General features: G+C 41.1%; 17 protein-coding genes. 10 read left to right on the top strand and 7 right to left on the bottom strand.

Going from position 1 to position 17,139, the window contains the following annotated elements; all coding sequences use genetic code 11:
* Positions 1–47 precede the first annotated feature (47 nt).
* The 6 genes from leuS (at position 48) to ABLB96_RS05385 (ending at position 9,078) form a co-directional block, all read left to right on the top strand.
* Positions 48–2,672 (top strand): leucine--tRNA ligase, encoded by a 2,625-nt coding sequence (leuS, locus tag ABLB96_RS05410; protein WP_348895572.1) that lies wholly within the window; start codon positions 48–50, stop codon positions 2,670–2,672.
* 27 nt (positions 2,673–2,699) lie between these two features.
* Positions 2,700–3,209, top strand: coding sequence for an LPS assembly lipoprotein LptE (gene lptE, locus ABLB96_RS05405; RefSeq protein WP_348895573.1), 510 nt, complete (start codon positions 2,700–2,702; stop codon positions 3,207–3,209).
* Positions 3,210–3,229: 20 nt separating this feature from the next.
* Positions 3,230–4,219, top strand: coding sequence for a DNA polymerase III subunit delta (holA, locus tag ABLB96_RS05400; RefSeq protein WP_348895574.1), 990 nt, complete (start codon positions 3,230–3,232; stop codon positions 4,217–4,219).
* Positions 4,220–4,326: 107 nt separating this feature from the next.
* Entirely contained in the window at positions 4,327–5,664 is a 1,338-nt protein-coding gene (locus tag ABLB96_RS05395; RefSeq protein ID WP_348895576.1) for a MacA family efflux pump subunit, read from the top strand.
* Between the two features lie 2 nt (positions 5,665–5,666).
* Positions 5,667–7,661: a MacB family efflux pump subunit gene (locus ABLB96_RS05390; RefSeq protein WP_348895577.1), complete on the top strand. Its 1,995-nt coding sequence runs from the start codon at positions 5,667–5,669 to the stop codon at positions 7,659–7,661.
* A gap of 22 nt (positions 7,662–7,683) precedes the next feature.
* Positions 7,684–9,078: an efflux transporter outer membrane subunit gene (locus ABLB96_RS05385; RefSeq protein ID WP_348895685.1), complete on the top strand. Its 1,395-nt coding sequence runs from the start codon at positions 7,684–7,686 to the stop codon at positions 9,076–9,078.
* A 68-nt stretch (positions 9,079–9,146) separates the two neighbouring features.
* Here ABLB96_RS05385 and ABLB96_RS05380 read toward each other — a convergent pair whose 3' ends face one another.
* The 3 genes from ABLB96_RS05380 to orn form a co-directional block, all read right to left on the bottom strand.
* Complete coding sequence (locus ABLB96_RS05380; protein ID WP_191013221.1) at positions 9,147–9,950, bottom strand: enoyl-ACP reductase; 804 nt, start codon at positions 9,948–9,950, stop codon at positions 9,147–9,149.
* 135 nt (positions 9,951–10,085) lie between these two features.
* Positions 10,086–10,817 (bottom strand): Bax inhibitor-1/YccA family protein, encoded by a 732-nt coding sequence (locus ABLB96_RS05375; protein WP_216135214.1) that lies wholly within the window; start codon positions 10,815–10,817, stop codon positions 10,086–10,088.
* A 155-nt stretch (positions 10,818–10,972) separates the two neighbouring features.
* Complete coding sequence (gene orn / locus ABLB96_RS05370; protein ID WP_000099436.1) at positions 10,973–11,539, bottom strand: oligoribonuclease; 567 nt, start codon at positions 11,537–11,539, stop codon at positions 10,973–10,975.
* Positions 11,540–11,664: 125 nt separating this feature from the next.
* Here orn and rsgA point away from each other — a divergent pair, with 125 nt between their 5' ends.
* From rsgA to secB, 4 genes are all read left to right on the top strand, one after another.
* On the top strand, positions 11,665–12,723 hold the full coding sequence (gene rsgA, locus ABLB96_RS05365) for a small ribosomal subunit biogenesis GTPase RsgA (RefSeq protein ID WP_348895578.1): 1,059 nt from the start codon (positions 11,665–11,667) through the stop codon (positions 12,721–12,723).
* A 97-nt stretch (positions 12,724–12,820) separates the two neighbouring features.
* On the top strand, positions 12,821–13,237 hold the full coding sequence (locus ABLB96_RS05360) for a rhodanese-like domain-containing protein (RefSeq protein ID WP_004698745.1): 417 nt from the start codon (positions 12,821–12,823) through the stop codon (positions 13,235–13,237).
* Between the two features lie 11 nt (positions 13,238–13,248).
* The gene (gene grxC / locus ABLB96_RS05355; protein WP_000729828.1) at positions 13,249–13,506 is read left to right on the top strand and encodes a glutaredoxin 3; all 258 of its coding nucleotides are present in this window, start codon (positions 13,249–13,251) and stop codon (positions 13,504–13,506) included.
* A 27-nt stretch (positions 13,507–13,533) separates the two neighbouring features.
* On the top strand, positions 13,534–13,986 hold the full coding sequence (secB, locus tag ABLB96_RS05350) for a protein-export chaperone SecB (protein WP_348895580.1): 453 nt from the start codon (positions 13,534–13,536) through the stop codon (positions 13,984–13,986).
* Positions 13,987–14,051: 65 nt separating this feature from the next.
* Here the strand turns inward: secB and ABLB96_RS05345 are convergent, their stop codons facing one another.
* From ABLB96_RS05345 to ABLB96_RS05330, 4 genes are read right to left on the bottom strand one after another with little or no spacing between them, the layout of a single operon-like run.
* Positions 14,052–14,711 (bottom strand): 4'-phosphopantetheinyl transferase superfamily protein, encoded by a 660-nt coding sequence (locus ABLB96_RS05345; protein ID WP_348895581.1) that lies wholly within the window; start codon positions 14,709–14,711, stop codon positions 14,052–14,054.
* Between the two features lie 26 nt (positions 14,712–14,737).
* A complete protein-coding gene (locus ABLB96_RS05340) occupies positions 14,738–15,172 on the bottom strand; it encodes an excinuclease (protein WP_348895582.1) in 435 nt (144 codons plus the stop codon).
* A gap of 11 nt (positions 15,173–15,183) precedes the next feature.
* A complete protein-coding gene (locus tag ABLB96_RS05335) occupies positions 15,184–16,410 on the bottom strand; it encodes a beta-ketoacyl-ACP synthase (RefSeq protein WP_348895583.1) in 1,227 nt (408 codons plus the stop codon).
* The gene (locus tag ABLB96_RS05330) at positions 16,410–17,135 is read right to left on the bottom strand and encodes a 3-ketoacyl-ACP reductase FabG2 (protein ID WP_151793694.1); all 726 of its coding nucleotides are present in this window, start codon (positions 17,133–17,135) and stop codon (positions 16,410–16,412) included. The genes ABLB96_RS05335 and ABLB96_RS05330 overlap by 1 nt, the downstream gene beginning before the upstream one ends.
* Between the last annotated feature and the right edge of the window lie 4 nt (positions 17,136–17,139).

The following is a 17,139-nucleotide window of genomic DNA, read 5'->3' as shown; positions in this document are numbered from 1 at the left end:
CTGTGCAGCAATCTTTCATTTCAATTTTCGTTGTATAGCTTACGTCTATGACTATTTCTCACATTGACCCAGAATATCAAGCAAACACGATTGAACCCTCAGTCCAACAAGATTGGGAGAATCGTAAAGTCTTTAAGGTTGCCGACACTGTCGAAGGTAAACATCGCTACATCCTGTCGATGTTCCCCTACCCAAGTGGCAAACTGCACATGGGTCATGTGCGTAACTACACAATTGGCGATGTAATTAGCCGCTTCTACCGTTTAAAAGGCGAAACTGTATTACAACCTATGGGTTGGGATGCATTTGGTTTACCTGCGGAAAACGCTGCAATTGCCCATAAAGTTGCTCCGGCAAAATGGACATTTGAAAACATCGCTTACATGCGTGACCAATTAAAAAAATTAGGTCTGTCTGTAGATTGGGACCGTGAATTTGCAACTTGTACACCAGAGTACTATCACTGGGAACAATGGTTGTTCGTTCAACTTTATAAAAAAGGTTTAATCTACCGTAAACTTTCAACAGTAAACTGGGACCCAGTTGACCAAACTGTTTTGGCAAACGAACAAGTTGAAAATGGTCGCGGTTGGCGCTCTGGTGCATTGGTTGAAAAACGCGATATTCCAATGTACTACTTCCGTATTACGGACTATGCACAAGAATTATTAGACGACTTAGACACATTACAAGACGGCTGGCCTCAACAAGTGTTGACCATGCAACGTAACTGGATTGGTCGTTCTACAGGTATGGAAATTACTTTCCCATCTGCCAATACCGAAATTTATGCTGATGGCTTAACTGTTTATACAACACGTGCCGACACTTTGATGGGTGTGACTTATGTTGCTGTTGCAGCAGAACACCCTCTTGCGCTTAAAGCTGCTGAAAATAACCCTGAATTGGCTGCATTTATTGAAGAATGCCGCATGGGTTCAGTTGCAGAAGCTGACTTGGCAACAGCCGAGAAAAAAGGTATGGCAACAGGCTTGTTTGTAAAACACCCTGTAACTGGTGAACAGCTTCCTGTCTGGATCGCAAACTACGTATTAATGTCTTATGGTTCTGGCGCAGTAATGGCTGTACCGGCTCATGACGAACGTGACTTTGAGTTTGCAAACAAGTTTAATTTACCAATTAAACAAGTGATTGATGCCAAAGGTGCTGACGATGCAGATTACTCTGCAACAGAGTGGCAAGAATGGTACGGTTCTAAAGAAGGTAAACTTGTTAACTCTGGCGAGTTTGACGGTTTAGCATTCCAAGCTGCGTTTGACGCATTCCTTGCGAAACTAGAACCTGAAGGTTTAGCTAATTCTAAAGTTCAATTCCGTTTACGTGACTGGGGTGTTTCTCGTCAACGTTACTGGGGTTGTCCAATTCCAATGATTAACTGTGATACTTGTGGTCAAGTCACAGTTCCAGAAGACCAGCTTCCGGTTGTATTACCAACTGACGTTGTTCCAGATGGTTCAGGTAACCCGCTAAACAAAATGCCTGAATTTTACGAAACTAAATGTCCTTGCTGTGGTGGCGATGCACGCCGTGAAACAGACACATTGGATACTTTCGTAGAGTCGTCTTGGTACTACGCACGCTATGCGTCTCCAGACTTTACTGGCGGTATGGTAAAACCTGAGGCAGCTCAAAACTGGCTTCCTGTAAACCAATATATCGGTGGTGTTGAACACGCGATTCTTCACTTACTTTACGCACGTTTCTTCCACAAATTAATGCGTGATGAAGGCGTGGTACAAGGTAATGAACCATTTACCAACTTGTTAACTCAAGGCATGGTGCTTGCAGAAACATTCTATCGTGAAGCAGAAAATGGTAAGAAAACTTGGTTCAACCCTGCTGACATCGAGTTAGAGCGTGACGAAAAAGGTCGCATCATTTCTGCGAAATATTCAGGTGATGGTCAAGAGGTTATTATCGGCGGACAAGAAAAAATGTCTAAGTCGAAAAATAACGGTATTGACCCGCAAGCCATTATTGATCAATACGGCGCAGATACAGCACGTGTATTTATGATGTTTGCTGCTCCACCAGATCAATCTTTAGAATGGTCTGATGCAGGTGTTGAAGGTGCAAACCGTTTCTTAAAACGTGTATGGCGTCTTGTAGCAAGCTTCCTTGAAAAAGGAAACGCTGCAACTGCGATCGATACAGCAAACTTGTCTAAAGATGCTCAAGATTTACGTCGTAAGTCTCACGAAACCATTCAAAAAGTAAGTGATGATATTGAACGCCGTCATGCCTTCAATACTGCAATTGCTGCACTGATGGAATTGTTAAACGCAAGCAACAAGTTTGAAGCAAAAGATGACAATGATATTGCTGTAGAACGTGAAGCAATCACAACATTGTTAACTTTACTTGCTCCATTTGCACCGCATTTAAGTCAAACTTTATTGACTCAGTTTGGTACAGATGTAACACAAGCAACTTTCCCTGAAGTAGATGCTTCTGCGTTAACACGTAATACCCAAACGATTGTTGTACAAGTAAATGGTAAACTTCGCGGTAAACTTGAAGTTTCTGTTGATATTTCTAAAGATGAGTTATTAGCTCAAGCGAAAGCTTTACCGGAAGTTCAACAGTTCATAACAGGACCAACCAAAAAAGAAATTGTGGTTCCAAACAAATTGGTTAACCTCGTGGTTTAATTACAGGTATTAATGAGAGGATCAAGCATGCACTTAGCCCAACGTTTAGCCGCTGTTGTTTTAACCTTAGGCCTTAGTGCAGGCTTAGTCGGGTGTGGTTTCCATTTAAAAGGAACTAACCCGACTGCGACTCCACTTGTTTATAAAAAGTTAAGCCTTGAGTTACCGGCAAAAACCGATGACTTAGAAACACAGTTAAAAGTGTATTTGGCAGCAAATGGCGTTCAGCTCAGCAATAGCAACGATGCTTATGTGCTTCGTGTTTTAGAATATACGCCTCGTCGTCAGCTTTTAAATGGTAAGCTCACAGAAGTACTATTACGTCTGACTGTGACTTTCCAAATTGAAGACCGTCAAGGTAATAAAATTACTGAGCCACGTACTTTAACTGCGTCACGTAGTTATCAATACGACTTGGCAACCGTCAACACTGAGAACCAGCAAGAAGGTTACTTGCAACGTATTGTGATTGATGACATTGCACAGCAAATTACTCGTCAAATTTCAGCAAACCGCTTACCAAAAGCTCAACCATAAGATTTATTTGTTCTTAATTAATGAAACTTGACTATTTACAAGCTCTTAAACGCATTCCGGAAGCTCGGGGTGCGTGGATTCTGCATGGGCAGGAACCTTTATTAGAACAAAACTTATTAGATACTTTTCGTAAAAGCTGGCAACAGCAAGACATTGAAAGACAGCGCTATGACATTAGTAGTGTGAGTGACTGGAAAAATGTCTTTAATGCTCTCAACAGCTTGTCTTTATTTTCGCAGCAACTTGCTATTGAAGTTCATGGCAATATCAAACCCGATGCAAATGGGTTAAAACAGCTTAAAAGTTATATCCAGCATAATGAAACTAACCTGCTGTTAATTGTTCTACCCAAACAAGACAGTAGCAGCTTAAAGTCTGCTTTTTTCCAAGTCGTCGAAGCAAACGGCGTTGTTGTTGCCCTCGCTGCAAACTATCCGCAAGACCGCCAACGCATTTTAACAACAGAAGCAGAAAAGCTTGAAATTCAGCTCGACAATGATGCTTGGCAATGGTTAATGCAACATCATGAGCATAATTTACTTGCTGCAAAAAATAGCTTGATGCGTGTACGTGATACCTTCCCAGATCAAAAGCTGATTCAGATTGAGCAATTGTATGCTTGCTTACAAGATCAATCTCGCTATACCACTTATGATTTAAGCGATGCCTTATTAGAAGGTAATTTAGCCCAATCGATTAAAATTTTTCAGTATTTAATTGGGGCTGGCGAGCCTGAAAGTCTGATTTTATGGACTCTCAGCAAAGAAATGCGCTTATTAATGCAGTTGTTTGAACAACCACATAATGCATTACAACTAGGTATCTGGAAAACCAAAGTCAGCTTATACCAACAAGCCTTGAGAAGACTCAATCCACAGCAGTTTTTGGCGTGGCCTGCCCTACTCTTGCAAATCGATGCAGCAATCAAAGGCATGTCTAATGAAAATGCCGAACACTTAATGCAACAGGCGATTGCCGAGTTGTGCGGTAAAACATTATTTATACAGTAGAGCAGTCAAATCCTTTGCCTGCTTTGTTGAAATATCATAAAAATTCACGTTTTATCCTCATTTGACTCTTATACTAAGTCAAATTTTAGACTTTTTGACCTCTCACTATGCCAAAAATAAAGCCAATCAAACTCGTTATTATTGTCGTCTGTATAGCAATTATTGCTGTGTTAGCTTGGAAATTTTTAAAACCTAAACAACAGCAGCCTCAATATATTACAGCTGAGGTAACTCGCGGAGATCTAGAAAATAATGTACTTGCAACAGGTACACTTGATGCAACCAAACTCATTAGTGTCGGTGCTCAGGTTTCTGGTCAGGTTAAAAAAATGTATGTGCAGCTTGGCGATCAAGTAAAACAAGGTCAACTCATTGCACAAATTGACTCGACTACTCAAGAAAACAGTTTAAAAACATCCGACGCCAATATTAAAAACTTAGAAGCTCAGCGTCTCCAACAAGTGGCTTCTTTAAATGAAAAGCAACTTGAATATCGTCGTCAGCAACAAATGTATGCTCAAGATGCAACACCTCGTGCAGACTTAGAATCTGCTGAAGCAAGTTATAAAACAGCTCAGGCACAAATCAAAGCATTAGATGCACAAATTGAATCTGCAAAAGTAACTCGTTCAACAGCACAAACCAACATTGGTTATACGCGTATTGTTGCGCCAACTGATGGTACAGTTGTTGCGATTGTGACTGAAGAAGGTCAAACAGTAAACGCCAACCAAAGTGCTCCAACGATCGTTAAAATTGCAAAATTACAAAACATGACGATTAAGGCACAGGTCAGTGAAGCCGACATTATGAAGGTAGAAAAAGGCCAACAAGTCTACTTCACGACTTTAGGTGATGAGACTAAACGTTATGCAACTTTACGCCAGATTGAACCTGCCCCAGATTCAATTTCGAGCGAATCAAACAGCACAACAAGTTCAACGAGTAATTCAGCTGTTTACTACAATGCTTTATTTGACGTTCCAAATACCGATGGCAAATTGCGTATTGATATGACGGCACAAGTTTTTATCGTATTAGATTCAGCAAAAAATGCTTTGCTTGTCCCATCTTCTGCTTTAAGTAGCAAACAATTTTCTGGTCAGAAAAAATCTGGTCAATCAGCAGATAAAGCTGCTTCAACACCAAGTGCAGAACGAAAACATCAAGGTAACGGTGCTCGTTTAGAACGCTTAAACTTAACTCCTGAACAAAAACAACTCGTTGATCAAGGTAAAGCAACGCTGAGTGTCGTTCGTATTTTACAAGCAGATGGCACAACGAAACCAACTCAAATTTTGGTAGGTATTAATAACCGTGTAAATGCACAAGTGCTTGCCGGATTGAAACAAGGTGACCAAGTCGTAATTGCTGATAGTTCAGATACTTCTGCTGCTTCTGCAAATAGTGGTAATAACCGCCGCCGTGGCCCAATGGGAATGTAAGCATGACAAAACAAGCTTTGCTTGAAGTCAGCAATCTGGTTCGGGAATTCCCTGCTGGCGAAAGCACGATACAAATTTTAAAAGGCATTGACCTGACCATCTATGAAGGTGAACTGGTTGCCATTGTCGGCCAGTCTGGTTCTGGTAAATCAACACTTATGAACATTCTGGGCTGTCTAGACCGCCCAACGAGTGGTAGCTATAAGGTGAATGGGCAAGAGACCGGCAAGCTCGAACCCGACCAGTTAGCGCAGTTACGCCGTGAATATTTTGGTTTTATTTTCCAGCGTTATCATTTACTCGGTGATTTATCTGCTGAAGGTAACGTAGAAGTTCCAGCCGTTTATGCAGGTGTTACACCTTCTGACCGTAAACAGCGTGCCACTGCCCTACTCACCGAGTTGGGTTTAGGAACTAAAACACAAAATAGACCAAGCCAGCTTTCTGGGGGTCAGCAGCAACGTGTTTCGATTGCGCGTGCCCTCATGAATGGCGGTGACGTGATCTTGGCCGATGAACCGACTGGTGCGCTTGACTCACACAGCGGTGTTGAGGTGATGCGAATTTTGCGTGAACTCAATGCGGCTGGTCACACAATTATTTTGGTTACACACGATATGCAAGTTGCAAAGAATGCAACACGTATTATCGAGATTAGCGACGGCGAAATTATTAGTGACCGTCCTAATGTTCCTGACCAATCTCCAGAAGAAATTAAAACTGATCCAGATGCAGCACCTGCCCTGCAAAACAAGCAGAAAAAAGGCAAAAGTATTTCAGCTTGGCGTTCAACCTTAGACCGCTTATCTGAAGCGTTCCAAATGGCTTTACTGTCCATGAATGCCCACCGTATGCGTACCTTTTTGACCATGCTCGGTATCATTATTGGTATTGCCTCTGTAGTTACCGTAGTTGCACTAGGTAATGGCTCTCAACAACAAATTCTGAGTAACATTAGCAGCTTAGGTACCAACACGATTACGGTATTCCAAGGACGTGGTTTCGGTGATAACTCAAAAACAGCCAGTTTTAAAACACTGGTTCCTGCCGATGCCGATGCATTAATGACGCAGCCTTATGTAAGTGCTGTCAGTCCAATGGTCAGCACATCCAAGACAATGCGTTATCAACAGAATGAAGCGAACGCGACCATTAATGGCGTTAGTAATGATTTCTTTGACGTAAAGGGACTTGTCTTTAAAGACGGTCAAACCTTTGACCAGCGTAGTGTACGAGATCGTTCACAAGATGTAGTGATTGATACCAACACACAAAAGCAGTTCTTTAGTGATGGTACCAACCCGATTGGACAAGTGGTATTACTTGGGAGTGTACCGGCTCGTATTATCGGGATTGTAGAACCTCAAACCAGCGGTATGGGTTCTGATGACACACTCAATGTGTATATGCCTTATACCACGGTCATGAGCCGTATGTTAGGGCAAGCCAATGTCCGCAATATCGTGGTACGTATTAATGATAAATATTCGACTAGCGCTGCTGAAAATGCCATCGTTAACTTATTAACACAACGACATGGCGCACAAGATATTTTCACGATGAACAGTGACAGTATTCGTCAGACCATTGAGAAAACAACCAGCACCATGACGCTTCTGGTCTCAGCAATTGCTGTCATTTCGCTAGTAGTTGGTGGTATCGGTGTAATGAATATTATGTTGGTTTCAGTGACTGAACGTACGCAAGAAATTGGTGTACGTATGGCTGTTGGCGCCCGTCAAAGTGATATTTTGCAGCAGTTCCTGATTGAAGCAATTTTAGTGTGTTTAATTGGTGGTGTACTCGGCGTATTACTTTCGCTCGGCTTAGGGCAGCTCATTAACAAAGTAGCCGCAGGTAATTTTGCAGTGGCATATTCTACGACTTCTATTGTGGCAGCATTTGTTTGCTCAACACTGATTGGGGTTGTATTCGGTTTCTTGCCTGCTAAAAATGCCGCAAAACTCGACCCTGTTGCCGCACTATCACGAGAATAAGGAAAATTGCATGTCTTTTTCGATGACTAAACTTAGCGCAGCACTTCTCCTCACCAGTTCTCTTGTGGGATGTGCAGCAATGGTTAAAACACCTTACCAAGCACCATCTGTGCAAGTTCCGGGTAGTTTTCAATACGATACAACTAAAGCTAAAACAGCATCAGTTCAGCAATATTCTGACCGTTGGTGGACACTTTTTGGTGATGCACAGCTCAACCAGCTCGTGAGTAATGTATTAGAGCGCAATAGCGATTTAGCCGTTGCAGGTATTACTTTAAAGCAAGCTCGGTTAAGAGCTGATTTAACTGCAAACCAACAAGGTTTACGCACCAGTTCAAATGTTTCTACAGGCCATACTTTTGACCTACATTCAGGCGATGACAGCTCTAAAGGCCTATCAATGAGTGCTGGGGTAAGCTATGAACTTGACTTGTTTGGCAAGCTTGCTCGTCAAACAGAAGCGAGTAAATGGGAAGCCTTGGCAACAGAGCAAGACTTACAAGCGACTGGTCAAAGCCTTATTGCCACCACTGCTAAACTCTACTGGCAACTCGGCTATTTAAATGAACGTTATGCTACCGCACAGCAAAGCTTAGCTACTTCACAAAAGCTTTATCAGTTGGTGCAAACCCAGTATAAAGCGGGTGCAGTTTCAGGTGTAGATCTGACTCAAGCAGAACAATCTGTACAAAGCCAAAAAGCGAGTTTAAGTCAAATTCAACAACAACTCGTTGAAACACGTACAGCTATTGCCGTGCTGTTGCATGAGCCATTGCAACAGTTAAATATTCAAGAGCCGCAGCGTTTACCACGCACAGCATTACCAGTAATTGGTGCTGGTTTACCAGCGGATATTTTGTCACGTCGCCCTGACCTACAAGCATCCGAGCTTCGTTTAAGAAAAGCTTTAGCAACTAAAGATGCGACCAAAGCGAGCTACTATCCATCGATTAGCTTAACCAGTAGCTTGGGTTCAAGCAGCACATCTTTAACGGAATTGTTGCGTAACCCTGCTCTAGCGCTTGGTGCAAGTTTGAGCTTACCGTTTTTGCAATATAACGACATGAAGAAAGATATTGCGATTAGCAATCTTGATTATGAAAAAGCGATTGTTCAATATCGCCAAACGCTTTATCAGGCTTTTGCTGATGTAGAAAACGCATTATCAAGCCGTACCGAGCTCGACAAACAAGTAGAGCTACAACAACGTAATGTTGAACTTGCAGAAAAAACCGAACGTTTAACAGAAGTCCGCTACCGTTATGGCGCGGTTGCATTAAAAACACTTCTTGATGCACAGCAAACAACACGTACGGCAAGATTGAGCCTTGTTGAAACCAAACAAAGCCAGTACAACGCGTATGTCACCCTCATGCAAGCCTTAGGTGGTTCACCTGTAAAAGAACTGCCGCAATAACTTGCGCCCAGTAAAAAAGCCGTAGTCCTTCAACTACGGCTTTTTTATGTCTGAACAAATCTTAGGACTTATTCATCATCCATCATAGATTCGCTCATACCTACAGTATTGAAACCACCATCTACATATAGAATTTCACCAGTAATACCTGAAGCCCAAGGTGAGCATAGGAATAATGCTGCGTTACCTACTTCTTCAATCGTTACGTTACGCTTTAACGGTGCAACTTTTTCATTAGCATCTAACATTTTACGGAAAGATTTAATACCAGAAGCAGCTAAAGTACGGATTGGACCCGCAGAAATTGCGTTTACACGAATACCATCAACACCTAAGCTTGATGCCAAGTAACGAACACCAGCTTCTAAAGATGCTTTTGCCATACCCATTACGTTGTAGTTAGGCATAACGCGCTCAGAACCTTGGTAAGTCAAAGTTAATAAACAACCTTGGCGAGCTTGTAATAAAGGTTTTGCAGCACGTGCCATTGCAACAAAGCTGTATGCACTGATGTCATGAGCAATTTTAAAACCGTCACGGTCAGTTACGTCAGTAAAGTCACCATCAAGTGTGTGTGCAGGTGCAAAACCAATTGAGTGCACAACACCGTCTAGGCCGTCCCAATGTTTTGCAAGTTCCGCAAATGCATTATCAATTTCAGCATCAACAGCAACATCACATGGAAACACAAGCTTAGAACCGAATTGCTCAGCAAACTCATCTACACGTTTTTTTAATTTTTCGTTTGGATAAGTAAACGCAAGCTCAGCACCTTCACGGTGTAATGCTTGGGCAATACCAAAAGCAATTGATAATTTACTAGCAACGCCTGCAATCAAAAAGCGCTTACCTGCTAAAAGTCCTTGTGTCATGCCGATCTCACTCAAAACAATTTTCAGCATAATGCCAATATTCAGCAGTTTTCGAAATTGCATAATGCATCTTTTTTCAAAAATCGCACGAAAAAAATCACCCCTACTCAGGAGCGACTTTTTATTACCTAAATTTTAGTCGTCAGACAGTAGGCCAAGTAAACGTAAGAAAGAGATATACATCCAGACTAAAGTTGCTAGTAACGCAATACCACATAACCATTCCATGAATTTTGGGGCACGATATGCTGCGTTGGTTTCAATTAAGTCAAAATCTAAAATCAGGTTAAGTGAAGCAATGACTGCTACAAATGCAGCAAAACCAATTCCTAACCAGTTACTTTCAAAAATATAAGGAACGCTTGAACCAAAGGCCAAACGCATGATCATCTGCACGATAAATACAATAAAGATCGCCAAAGATGCCGAGATCACAACTGATTTGAACTTTTCGGTTGCACGTATAATTTGGAACTTATATAGACCAAACATCACCAAGGTGGTAACAAATGTTGCCAATAAAGCTTGAAGAGGAACCCCCGGATACTTCAACTGGAAAGTAAACGAAATACCACCCAAAAAAGCCCCTTCAAATAAAGCATAAGGAATTGCTAGGGTTGGCGCAGTTGTCGGTTTAAATGTGGTAATTAAAGCTAAAACCAAGCCACCAATTGCGCCAACAATTGAAGCTGCGTAAGCAATACCAACATTTGCAGTAAAGGCTGCATAGAAAAATAAAGCGACACCCACTGCGGCAGCAATGATGGTCAACATTACAGATTTTTGAATCGCACCTTGCACGGTCATCGGTTGACTATAGTCACTGACCGTTTCAACGCGAGTCAGTATCGGGTTATTACTTTGCATAAATGCTCTCTTTTTTATAATAAATAAACTTAAAACATCATTTTAAGCAAAATGAATATGAAAGCCAAATTAGCCCTTGGCATTATTGTAACAATGTCCTTTAAATAATAAAAAAGGAGGCTATTGCCCCCTTTCATATCATTTCAACAATATAATTAATCTTTACCATCAGTATTCATAATAAAGAAGTATTCACGGTAATACTTAAGTTCAGAGATTGAATCACGAATATCATCCATTGCTAAATGCGATGCATTCTTTTTCAAACCACTCATAATTTCAGGGCGCCAGCGTTTTGAAAGCTCTTTTACTGTAGATACATCAAGATTACGATAATGGAAATACTGCTCTAGTTCAGGCATTAAACGATGTAAGAAACGGCGATCCTGACAAATCGAGTTACCACACATTGGTGAAACTTTTGGATTAACCCATTTTTTTAGGAATTCTAAAGTTTGTAACTCTGCATCACGAGCTGTTAATTTGCTACGACGAACTCGCTCAATTAAACCAGATTGTCCGTGCTGGCGAGTATTCCACTCATCCATCGCATTTAAAATACGATCAGGCTGATGAATAGCCAAAACCGGACCTTCGGCAAGTACATTTAAATGATCATCTGTAATAATTGTTGCAATTTCAATAATTTGGTCATTATCGGTATCTAAACCGGTCATTTCCAGATCAATCCAAATTAATCGTGTATTTAAAGTACTGCTCATGTATGTACGTTCTAAAATGCCGTAAAAACATCAATAGTAGCAAATTTCTTACATCTGCGCTGTAATTCTATAGCCGCTTCATGCTATTTTTGCCATCTTCAAACAGTGGTTTTTTTGGGATATGAATGGCTTTAATTCGTAAGCGTCGTTTAACTGAACAACAGCAACGTCGTATTGAAAAACAGCATAAAACTCGCCAAGAAGAAGTCGATACTTCACAAGATCTAGACGGATTAGTTGTACAGCACTATGGTCGTCAACTTGAAGTACAGGCACTTTCGGTACCCGCTCATCACCCAGAAAAACCTCAAGTTGCCGAAGGCGAACCAGAACCGTTTTGGAAACCAATTGAGCTTAACAGTGTTTGGCGCTGTCACACCCGCACGAACCTTGAACTACTGGTCACGGGTGACCGAGTAAAATGGCAAGCAGACCCTAACACAGGCTTAGGGATTATCACTGCCATTCATCCACGCACTTCACTGCTTACCCGCCCAGATCGCTATCACAAAGTAAAACCTGTAGCAGCCAATATCAGTTTAATCGTTATTGTTTTTGCACCGCTTCCAGAGCCGGCACCCACTTTGATTGATCGTTATTTAGTGGCATGTGCAGATGCAAATATTCCTGCCCTATTGGTACTAAACAAATCGGATTTACTTACTGAAAATGACTCGATTCATAGCATGCTTAAAGAGTATGAAGATTTAGGTTATGAAGTCATGATTTGTCACTCTAAAGGTGACATCTCTGCCTTGTCTCAGCGACTTGATGGCGAGACGGTTGCTTTTGTAGGCCAGTCTGGTGTTGGAAAAAGTACGCTTATTAATGTACTCATTCCAGATGCCGAGCAGAAAACCAATATTATTTCGGAAAACTCTGCACTTGGACAACATACAACGACCTCTACACGCTTAATCAACTTTGGTAAGAATGGTGCGTTAATCGATTCACCGGGAATTCGTGAGTTTGGGCTTTGGCATCTCGATTTAGAAAAAATTCGTATGGGTTTTCCTGAAATTGCAGCGCATTTAGGTTCATGCCAATTCCGTAATTGTACGCATACCCATGAAAAGAACTGTGGTTTAAAACAGGCTGTAGAAGCAGGTGAAATTTTACCGCGCCGCTTAGATAGCTTCTTACGTTTAATCGATGAGATTCAAGAAGCGCAGCAAAAAAACTAATTTTCTCCCCCTTTTGCCCTTGAAGTGGTGATTTTGATCACCATCTATATAGGCTATACTCTAGGTCAATTTTGTTTTTAATTTTTTTAGGTGACTTGTGGAACGCTGGTTAGAGTTTATGGGGAATCACCCCATTTTGTTTGGTACACTCGGAGTCTTGATCGTATTGTTCTTCATTTTTGAAGGTCAACGTAACGGTCGTAAAATTTCTCCACAGTCGCTTGGTATTTTAGTGAAAGCTAAAAATGCTATTTTGATTGACTTACGCGATAGCAAAGACTTCCGCGAAGGTCACATTAGTGGTAGCCGCAATATTCCTTATAGTCAAATTGCAAGTCATGCTGATGAATTAAAAGCAAGTGACCGTCCATTGGTATTTATTTGCAACCTAGGGCAAGTTGCCGGTAGCGCTTTACAAAAAGTTGCTCACCACGACAGCTATCGCCTTGATGGTGGTATCAGTAACTGGAAAGCTCAAGGCTTACCTCTCGTTAAAAGCAAACCAAAAGCTTAAGGAGAATTGTTATGGCAGCAAATGTCATTGTTTACTCAACTTCTGTATGCCCGTATTGCGTTCGCGCGAAACAATTACTTGAGCGTAAAGGTGTTGCTTACAAAGAAGTAAATCTTTCTGTTGAAGCACCAGAAGTACGTGCTGAATTAATGCAACGTACAAACCACCGTACTGTTCCACAAATTTTTATTAATGATCAGTTTATCGGTGGTTTTGACCAACTTTATGCTTTAGAGCGTGAAGGTAAACTCGACGAATTATTGGCTTAACATCGCATCCATATTAAGGAAAAAACAATGAGCGAAGAACAACAAGTTCAACCACAATTAGCTTTAGAGCGTATTTATACAAAAGATATTTCTTTTGAGGTTCCTGGGGCGCAGGTTTTCACTAAGCAATGGCAACCTGAACTCAACATCAATCTTTCTTCTGCTGCTGAAAAGATTGACCCGACTCACTTTGAAGTATCTTTAAAAGTTGTGGTTCAAGCCAATAACGACAATGAAACAGCTTTCATTGTAGATGTAACCCAGTCTGGTATTTTCTTAATCGACAATATCGAAGAAGATCGCTTACCTTACATTTTGGGTGCATATTGTCCGAACATTTTGTTCCCGTTCTTACGTGAAGCTGTAAATGACTTAGTGACTAAGGGTAGCTTCCCACAATTACTTCTTACTCCAATCAACTTTGATGCAGAGTTCGAAGCAAATATGGAACGTGCTCAAGCTGTTGAAGGCCAAGCTTAATTTCATAGCTTGCTCTACATAAAAAAACCGCGTAATTCGCGGTTTTTTTATGTGTGCTATTTGGCTCATTCACTACCCAACGAATGAAGCTGAATAGAAGGAAACTGAAAACCACGGCAGGACTGCTCCGAGCGCCATGCAACAGTTAAGATCATGTTGCCTAAAACAAAGTTTTGATAAGCAAATGTCCCAATCATTTCATGCGAACATAATCCCCCATGATTTGTAGGATGTGCTTGAGTATTTAAAGTATTTAAATCTAAACGTATACCAAGTCCTGATGCTTTTAAAACCGCTTCTTTAGTTGTCCAGACTTTAAACCAATATTCTCTATCTTGATCTAGACTTTGCCATATTGCATATTCATCAGGATGAAAGGCATGCTGTGCCAGATTATCTAAACGTACTTTACGATCAAGTTCTTCAACATCGATACCAATATCTTTAACTCTCTCGCTCAGCGCTAAAGCATAATATTGTTGGCTATGTGAATGATTAAAATGCAAAGTATGATTTAACAAATAGGGTTTACCATACTCATGTTTCGCAAATACCAAATCTGTTGGAGTTACATTTAGCTTTTGAGCTAATAGCTTATTTTTAATGTGTTGTATTTGCTGCTTTTTATAATCATTAAATGTGCGAAAGTCAGGAAAGTCTGGTTTCGACTTTAAAAGAAGCTGAGATAATGTCTGTGTATAGACTTCTATAGTATGTTCAGACATTATCTCTACCCTATTTACCAAATGAATTAAAATTTAACGATGTCGCCTTTAAGCGTCACGCCTGCCATCATTGCGCCTTTATAACAGTTATACGTGGTCGTACTACGTGTTTCATTTGACTTAAAATAACTCACAATATTGGTCACTGCATTTGCACCTTGTGCTTTAGCGTTGTTTTGCAATTGAATAAGTGCTGAGCGTAAAACCCAATCACACGAAGCTTCTGCTGTTTTACCAAAACCATTGGTCTTTTTATTGGTTACCACATCTTTTTGGATAACTTTACCACCCGATTTTGTACCACTTAAATAAAATTTTACAGAGCCATCTAATGTTCCATCGGCTACAGCACGGTCTACAGCGTCTTTAAAGTTTAAAGGATGTACTTCATCAGCAGCCTGAACGGTAGCAGTAAAGCCAGCACTAAGCATTGCTACCAATAAAATTTTTTTATTTAACATTGTTGTGTTCCTTATTGTTTAACACGTTTAAAAATAAGTGAGGTATTAATCCCACCAAAAGCAAAATTGTTGCTCATAATAATGTCAGCATTGAGGGCTTTGGGTTGCTGGACGATATAATCCAGATCTCCACAAAGCGGATCAATTTCATCTAGATTCAATGTCGGAATGAAGCAGTTACGGTTCATCATTTCAATACTGAGCCAAGCTTCAATGGCACCGCACGCCCCCAACGTATGTCCAAAATAACTTTTTAATGAACTAATTGGTTTACGCCCTAAAATTTTTGCTGTCGCCTGACTTTCTGCGACATCACCCTGATCGGTTGATGTGCCATGTGCATTCACATAACCAATATCACTAGCCTGCAAAGATGCATCTTTAAGCGCCAACTCCATACAGCGCCCCATCATGTCAGCGTCAGGTCTTGTTACATGCTGTCCATCAGTATTGCTTCCATATCCAATAAGTTCAGCATAAATATGTGCACCGCGTGCTTTGGCATGTTCATACTCTTCCAGAATTAAACAGCCTGCACCTTCCCCAATGACCAATCCATCTCTTTTTGCATCAAATGGACGCGGTGTTTTTTCTGGTTGATCATTCATATTACTTGTTGCAAATAGAACATCAAAAACAGCCGCACCCGCAGCACTGAGTTCTTCTGCACCACCAGCAATCATGACCTGTTGTTTACCATACTTAATTGCTTCATAAGCTTGCCCAATGGCCATAGAACCAGAAGTACAAGCGCTAGACGTAGGTAACGTTAAGCCTTTTAGACCAAAATACACAGTCATATTCACAGCGCTTGTATGCGCCATCATACGTATATAAGTGGTCGCATTGATCTTACTCATGCTCTGATGAAGTAACATACTTGCAAACTCACCCACGGCCTCTACGCTACCTGCCGAAGAACCAAATGCAACACCCGTTTCACCACTGGACAAAATTTCATGTCCAAGTAAACCTGCATTTTGCAAAGCTGTTTCAGCACATACCACTGACATGAGGGCAACACGCCCCATACCACGGGTCACTTTACGGTTAAAGTGCTTAGGAACATGAAATGTCTCTACAGGACCACCGAGCTTAGTTCGAAGGTCAACATACTGTTCCCATTCAGGCATATAACGGATGCCACTTTTCGCTGCATTAAATTGAGCAAAAATCTCATCGGAGGTTTCACCTAAAGAAGTAATCCCTGCCATTCCTGTCACAACAACGCGCTTCATTAAATGAGTCCTCCATTTACAGAGATCACCTGTCGGGTGACATAAGAGGCTTCATCTGAACATAAAAATTTCACTACGCTCGCAACTTCATCAACCTGTCCCATGCGTTGTAATGGAATCATTTTAAGTGCATGTTCTTTAACTTCATCGGTGACCATTTCTGTTTCAATCAGCCCTGGCGCAACACAATTCACGGTAATTTTTCGCTTTGCCAACTCGAGTGCCAAGGCTTTGGTCGCACCAATTAAACCTGCCTTTGCAGCGCTATAGTTAACTTGACCACGGTTACCCATAATTCCAGAAACAGAAGATAAAGTAACAATACGCCCGCCCTTGCGTAAATGAATCATTGGCATAATGAGTGGTTTTAAAACATTATAGAAGCCATCTAATGAGGTCGAGATAACTTCATCCCAATCTTGATCGGTGAGTGCAGGAAAAGCACCATCATGGGTAAGTCCAGCATTGAGAACCACACCATAAAAAGCACCATGCTGCTCTACATCTTGTTCTAAAATTTGCTGAACAGTACTGCGCTCATTTACATCAAACATTAAATAGTGGCTGTTTTGTCCTAAAGCTTGAATCTCTTGTACAACTTGCTCAGCTTCAGCTTGACGCGAACGCGCGTGTACTGTTACATCAAAACCAGCCTTTGCCAATTGTAATGCAATTGCCTTTCCGATCCCTCGACTTGAACCCGTTACTAAAATTCGTCTTGTCACAATG

This window comes from Acinetobacter sp. XH1741, assembly GCF_041021895.1.
GTDB lineage: Bacteria > Pseudomonadota > Gammaproteobacteria > Pseudomonadales > Moraxellaceae > Acinetobacter.
Note: the sequence above shows the minus strand (reverse complement) of the source record. Positions and strands in the feature narration are given on the sequence as shown.

Coding starts and splice junctions, on each gene's coding strand:
- holA (WP_348895574.1), top strand. CDS start 3,230: ATGAAACTTGACTATTTACAAGCTCTTAAACGCATTCCGGAAGCTCGG.
- leuS (WP_348895572.1), top strand. CDS start 48: ATGACTATTTCTCACATTGACCCAGAATATCAAGCAAACACGATTGAA.
- lptE (WP_348895573.1), top strand. CDS start 2,700: ATGCACTTAGCCCAACGTTTAGCCGCTGTTGTTTTAACCTTAGGCCTT.
- ABLB96_RS05345 (WP_348895581.1), bottom strand. CDS start 14,711: ATGTCTGAACATACTATAGAAGTCTATACACAGACATTATCTCAGCTT.
- ABLB96_RS05375 (WP_216135214.1), bottom strand. CDS start 10,817: ATGCAAAGTAATAACCCGATACTGACTCGCGTTGAAACGGTCAGTGAC.
- rsgA (WP_348895578.1), top strand. CDS start 11,665: ATGGCTTTAATTCGTAAGCGTCGTTTAACTGAACAACAGCAACGTCGT.
- ABLB96_RS05385 (WP_348895685.1), top strand. CDS start 7,684: ATGACTAAACTTAGCGCAGCACTTCTCCTCACCAGTTCTCTTGTGGGA.
- ABLB96_RS05390 (WP_348895577.1), top strand. CDS start 5,667: ATGACAAAACAAGCTTTGCTTGAAGTCAGCAATCTGGTTCGGGAATTC.
- grxC (WP_000729828.1), top strand. CDS start 13,249: ATGGCAGCAAATGTCATTGTTTACTCAACTTCTGTATGCCCGTATTGC.
- ABLB96_RS05395 (WP_348895576.1), top strand. CDS start 4,327: ATGCCAAAAATAAAGCCAATCAAACTCGTTATTATTGTCGTCTGTATA.
- ABLB96_RS05380 (WP_191013221.1), bottom strand. CDS start 9,950: ATGACACAAGGACTTTTAGCAGGTAAGCGCTTTTTGATTGCAGGCGTT.
- orn (WP_000099436.1), bottom strand. CDS start 11,539: ATGAGCAGTACTTTAAATACACGATTAATTTGGATTGATCTGGAAATG.
- ABLB96_RS05340 (WP_348895582.1), bottom strand. CDS start 15,172: ATGTTAAATAAAAAAATTTTATTGGTAGCAATGCTTAGTGCTGGCTTT.
- secB (WP_348895580.1), top strand. CDS start 13,534: ATGAGCGAAGAACAACAAGTTCAACCACAATTAGCTTTAGAGCGTATT.
- ABLB96_RS05335 (WP_348895583.1), bottom strand. CDS start 16,410: ATGAAGCGCGTTGTTGTGACAGGAATGGCAGGGATTACTTCTTTAGGT.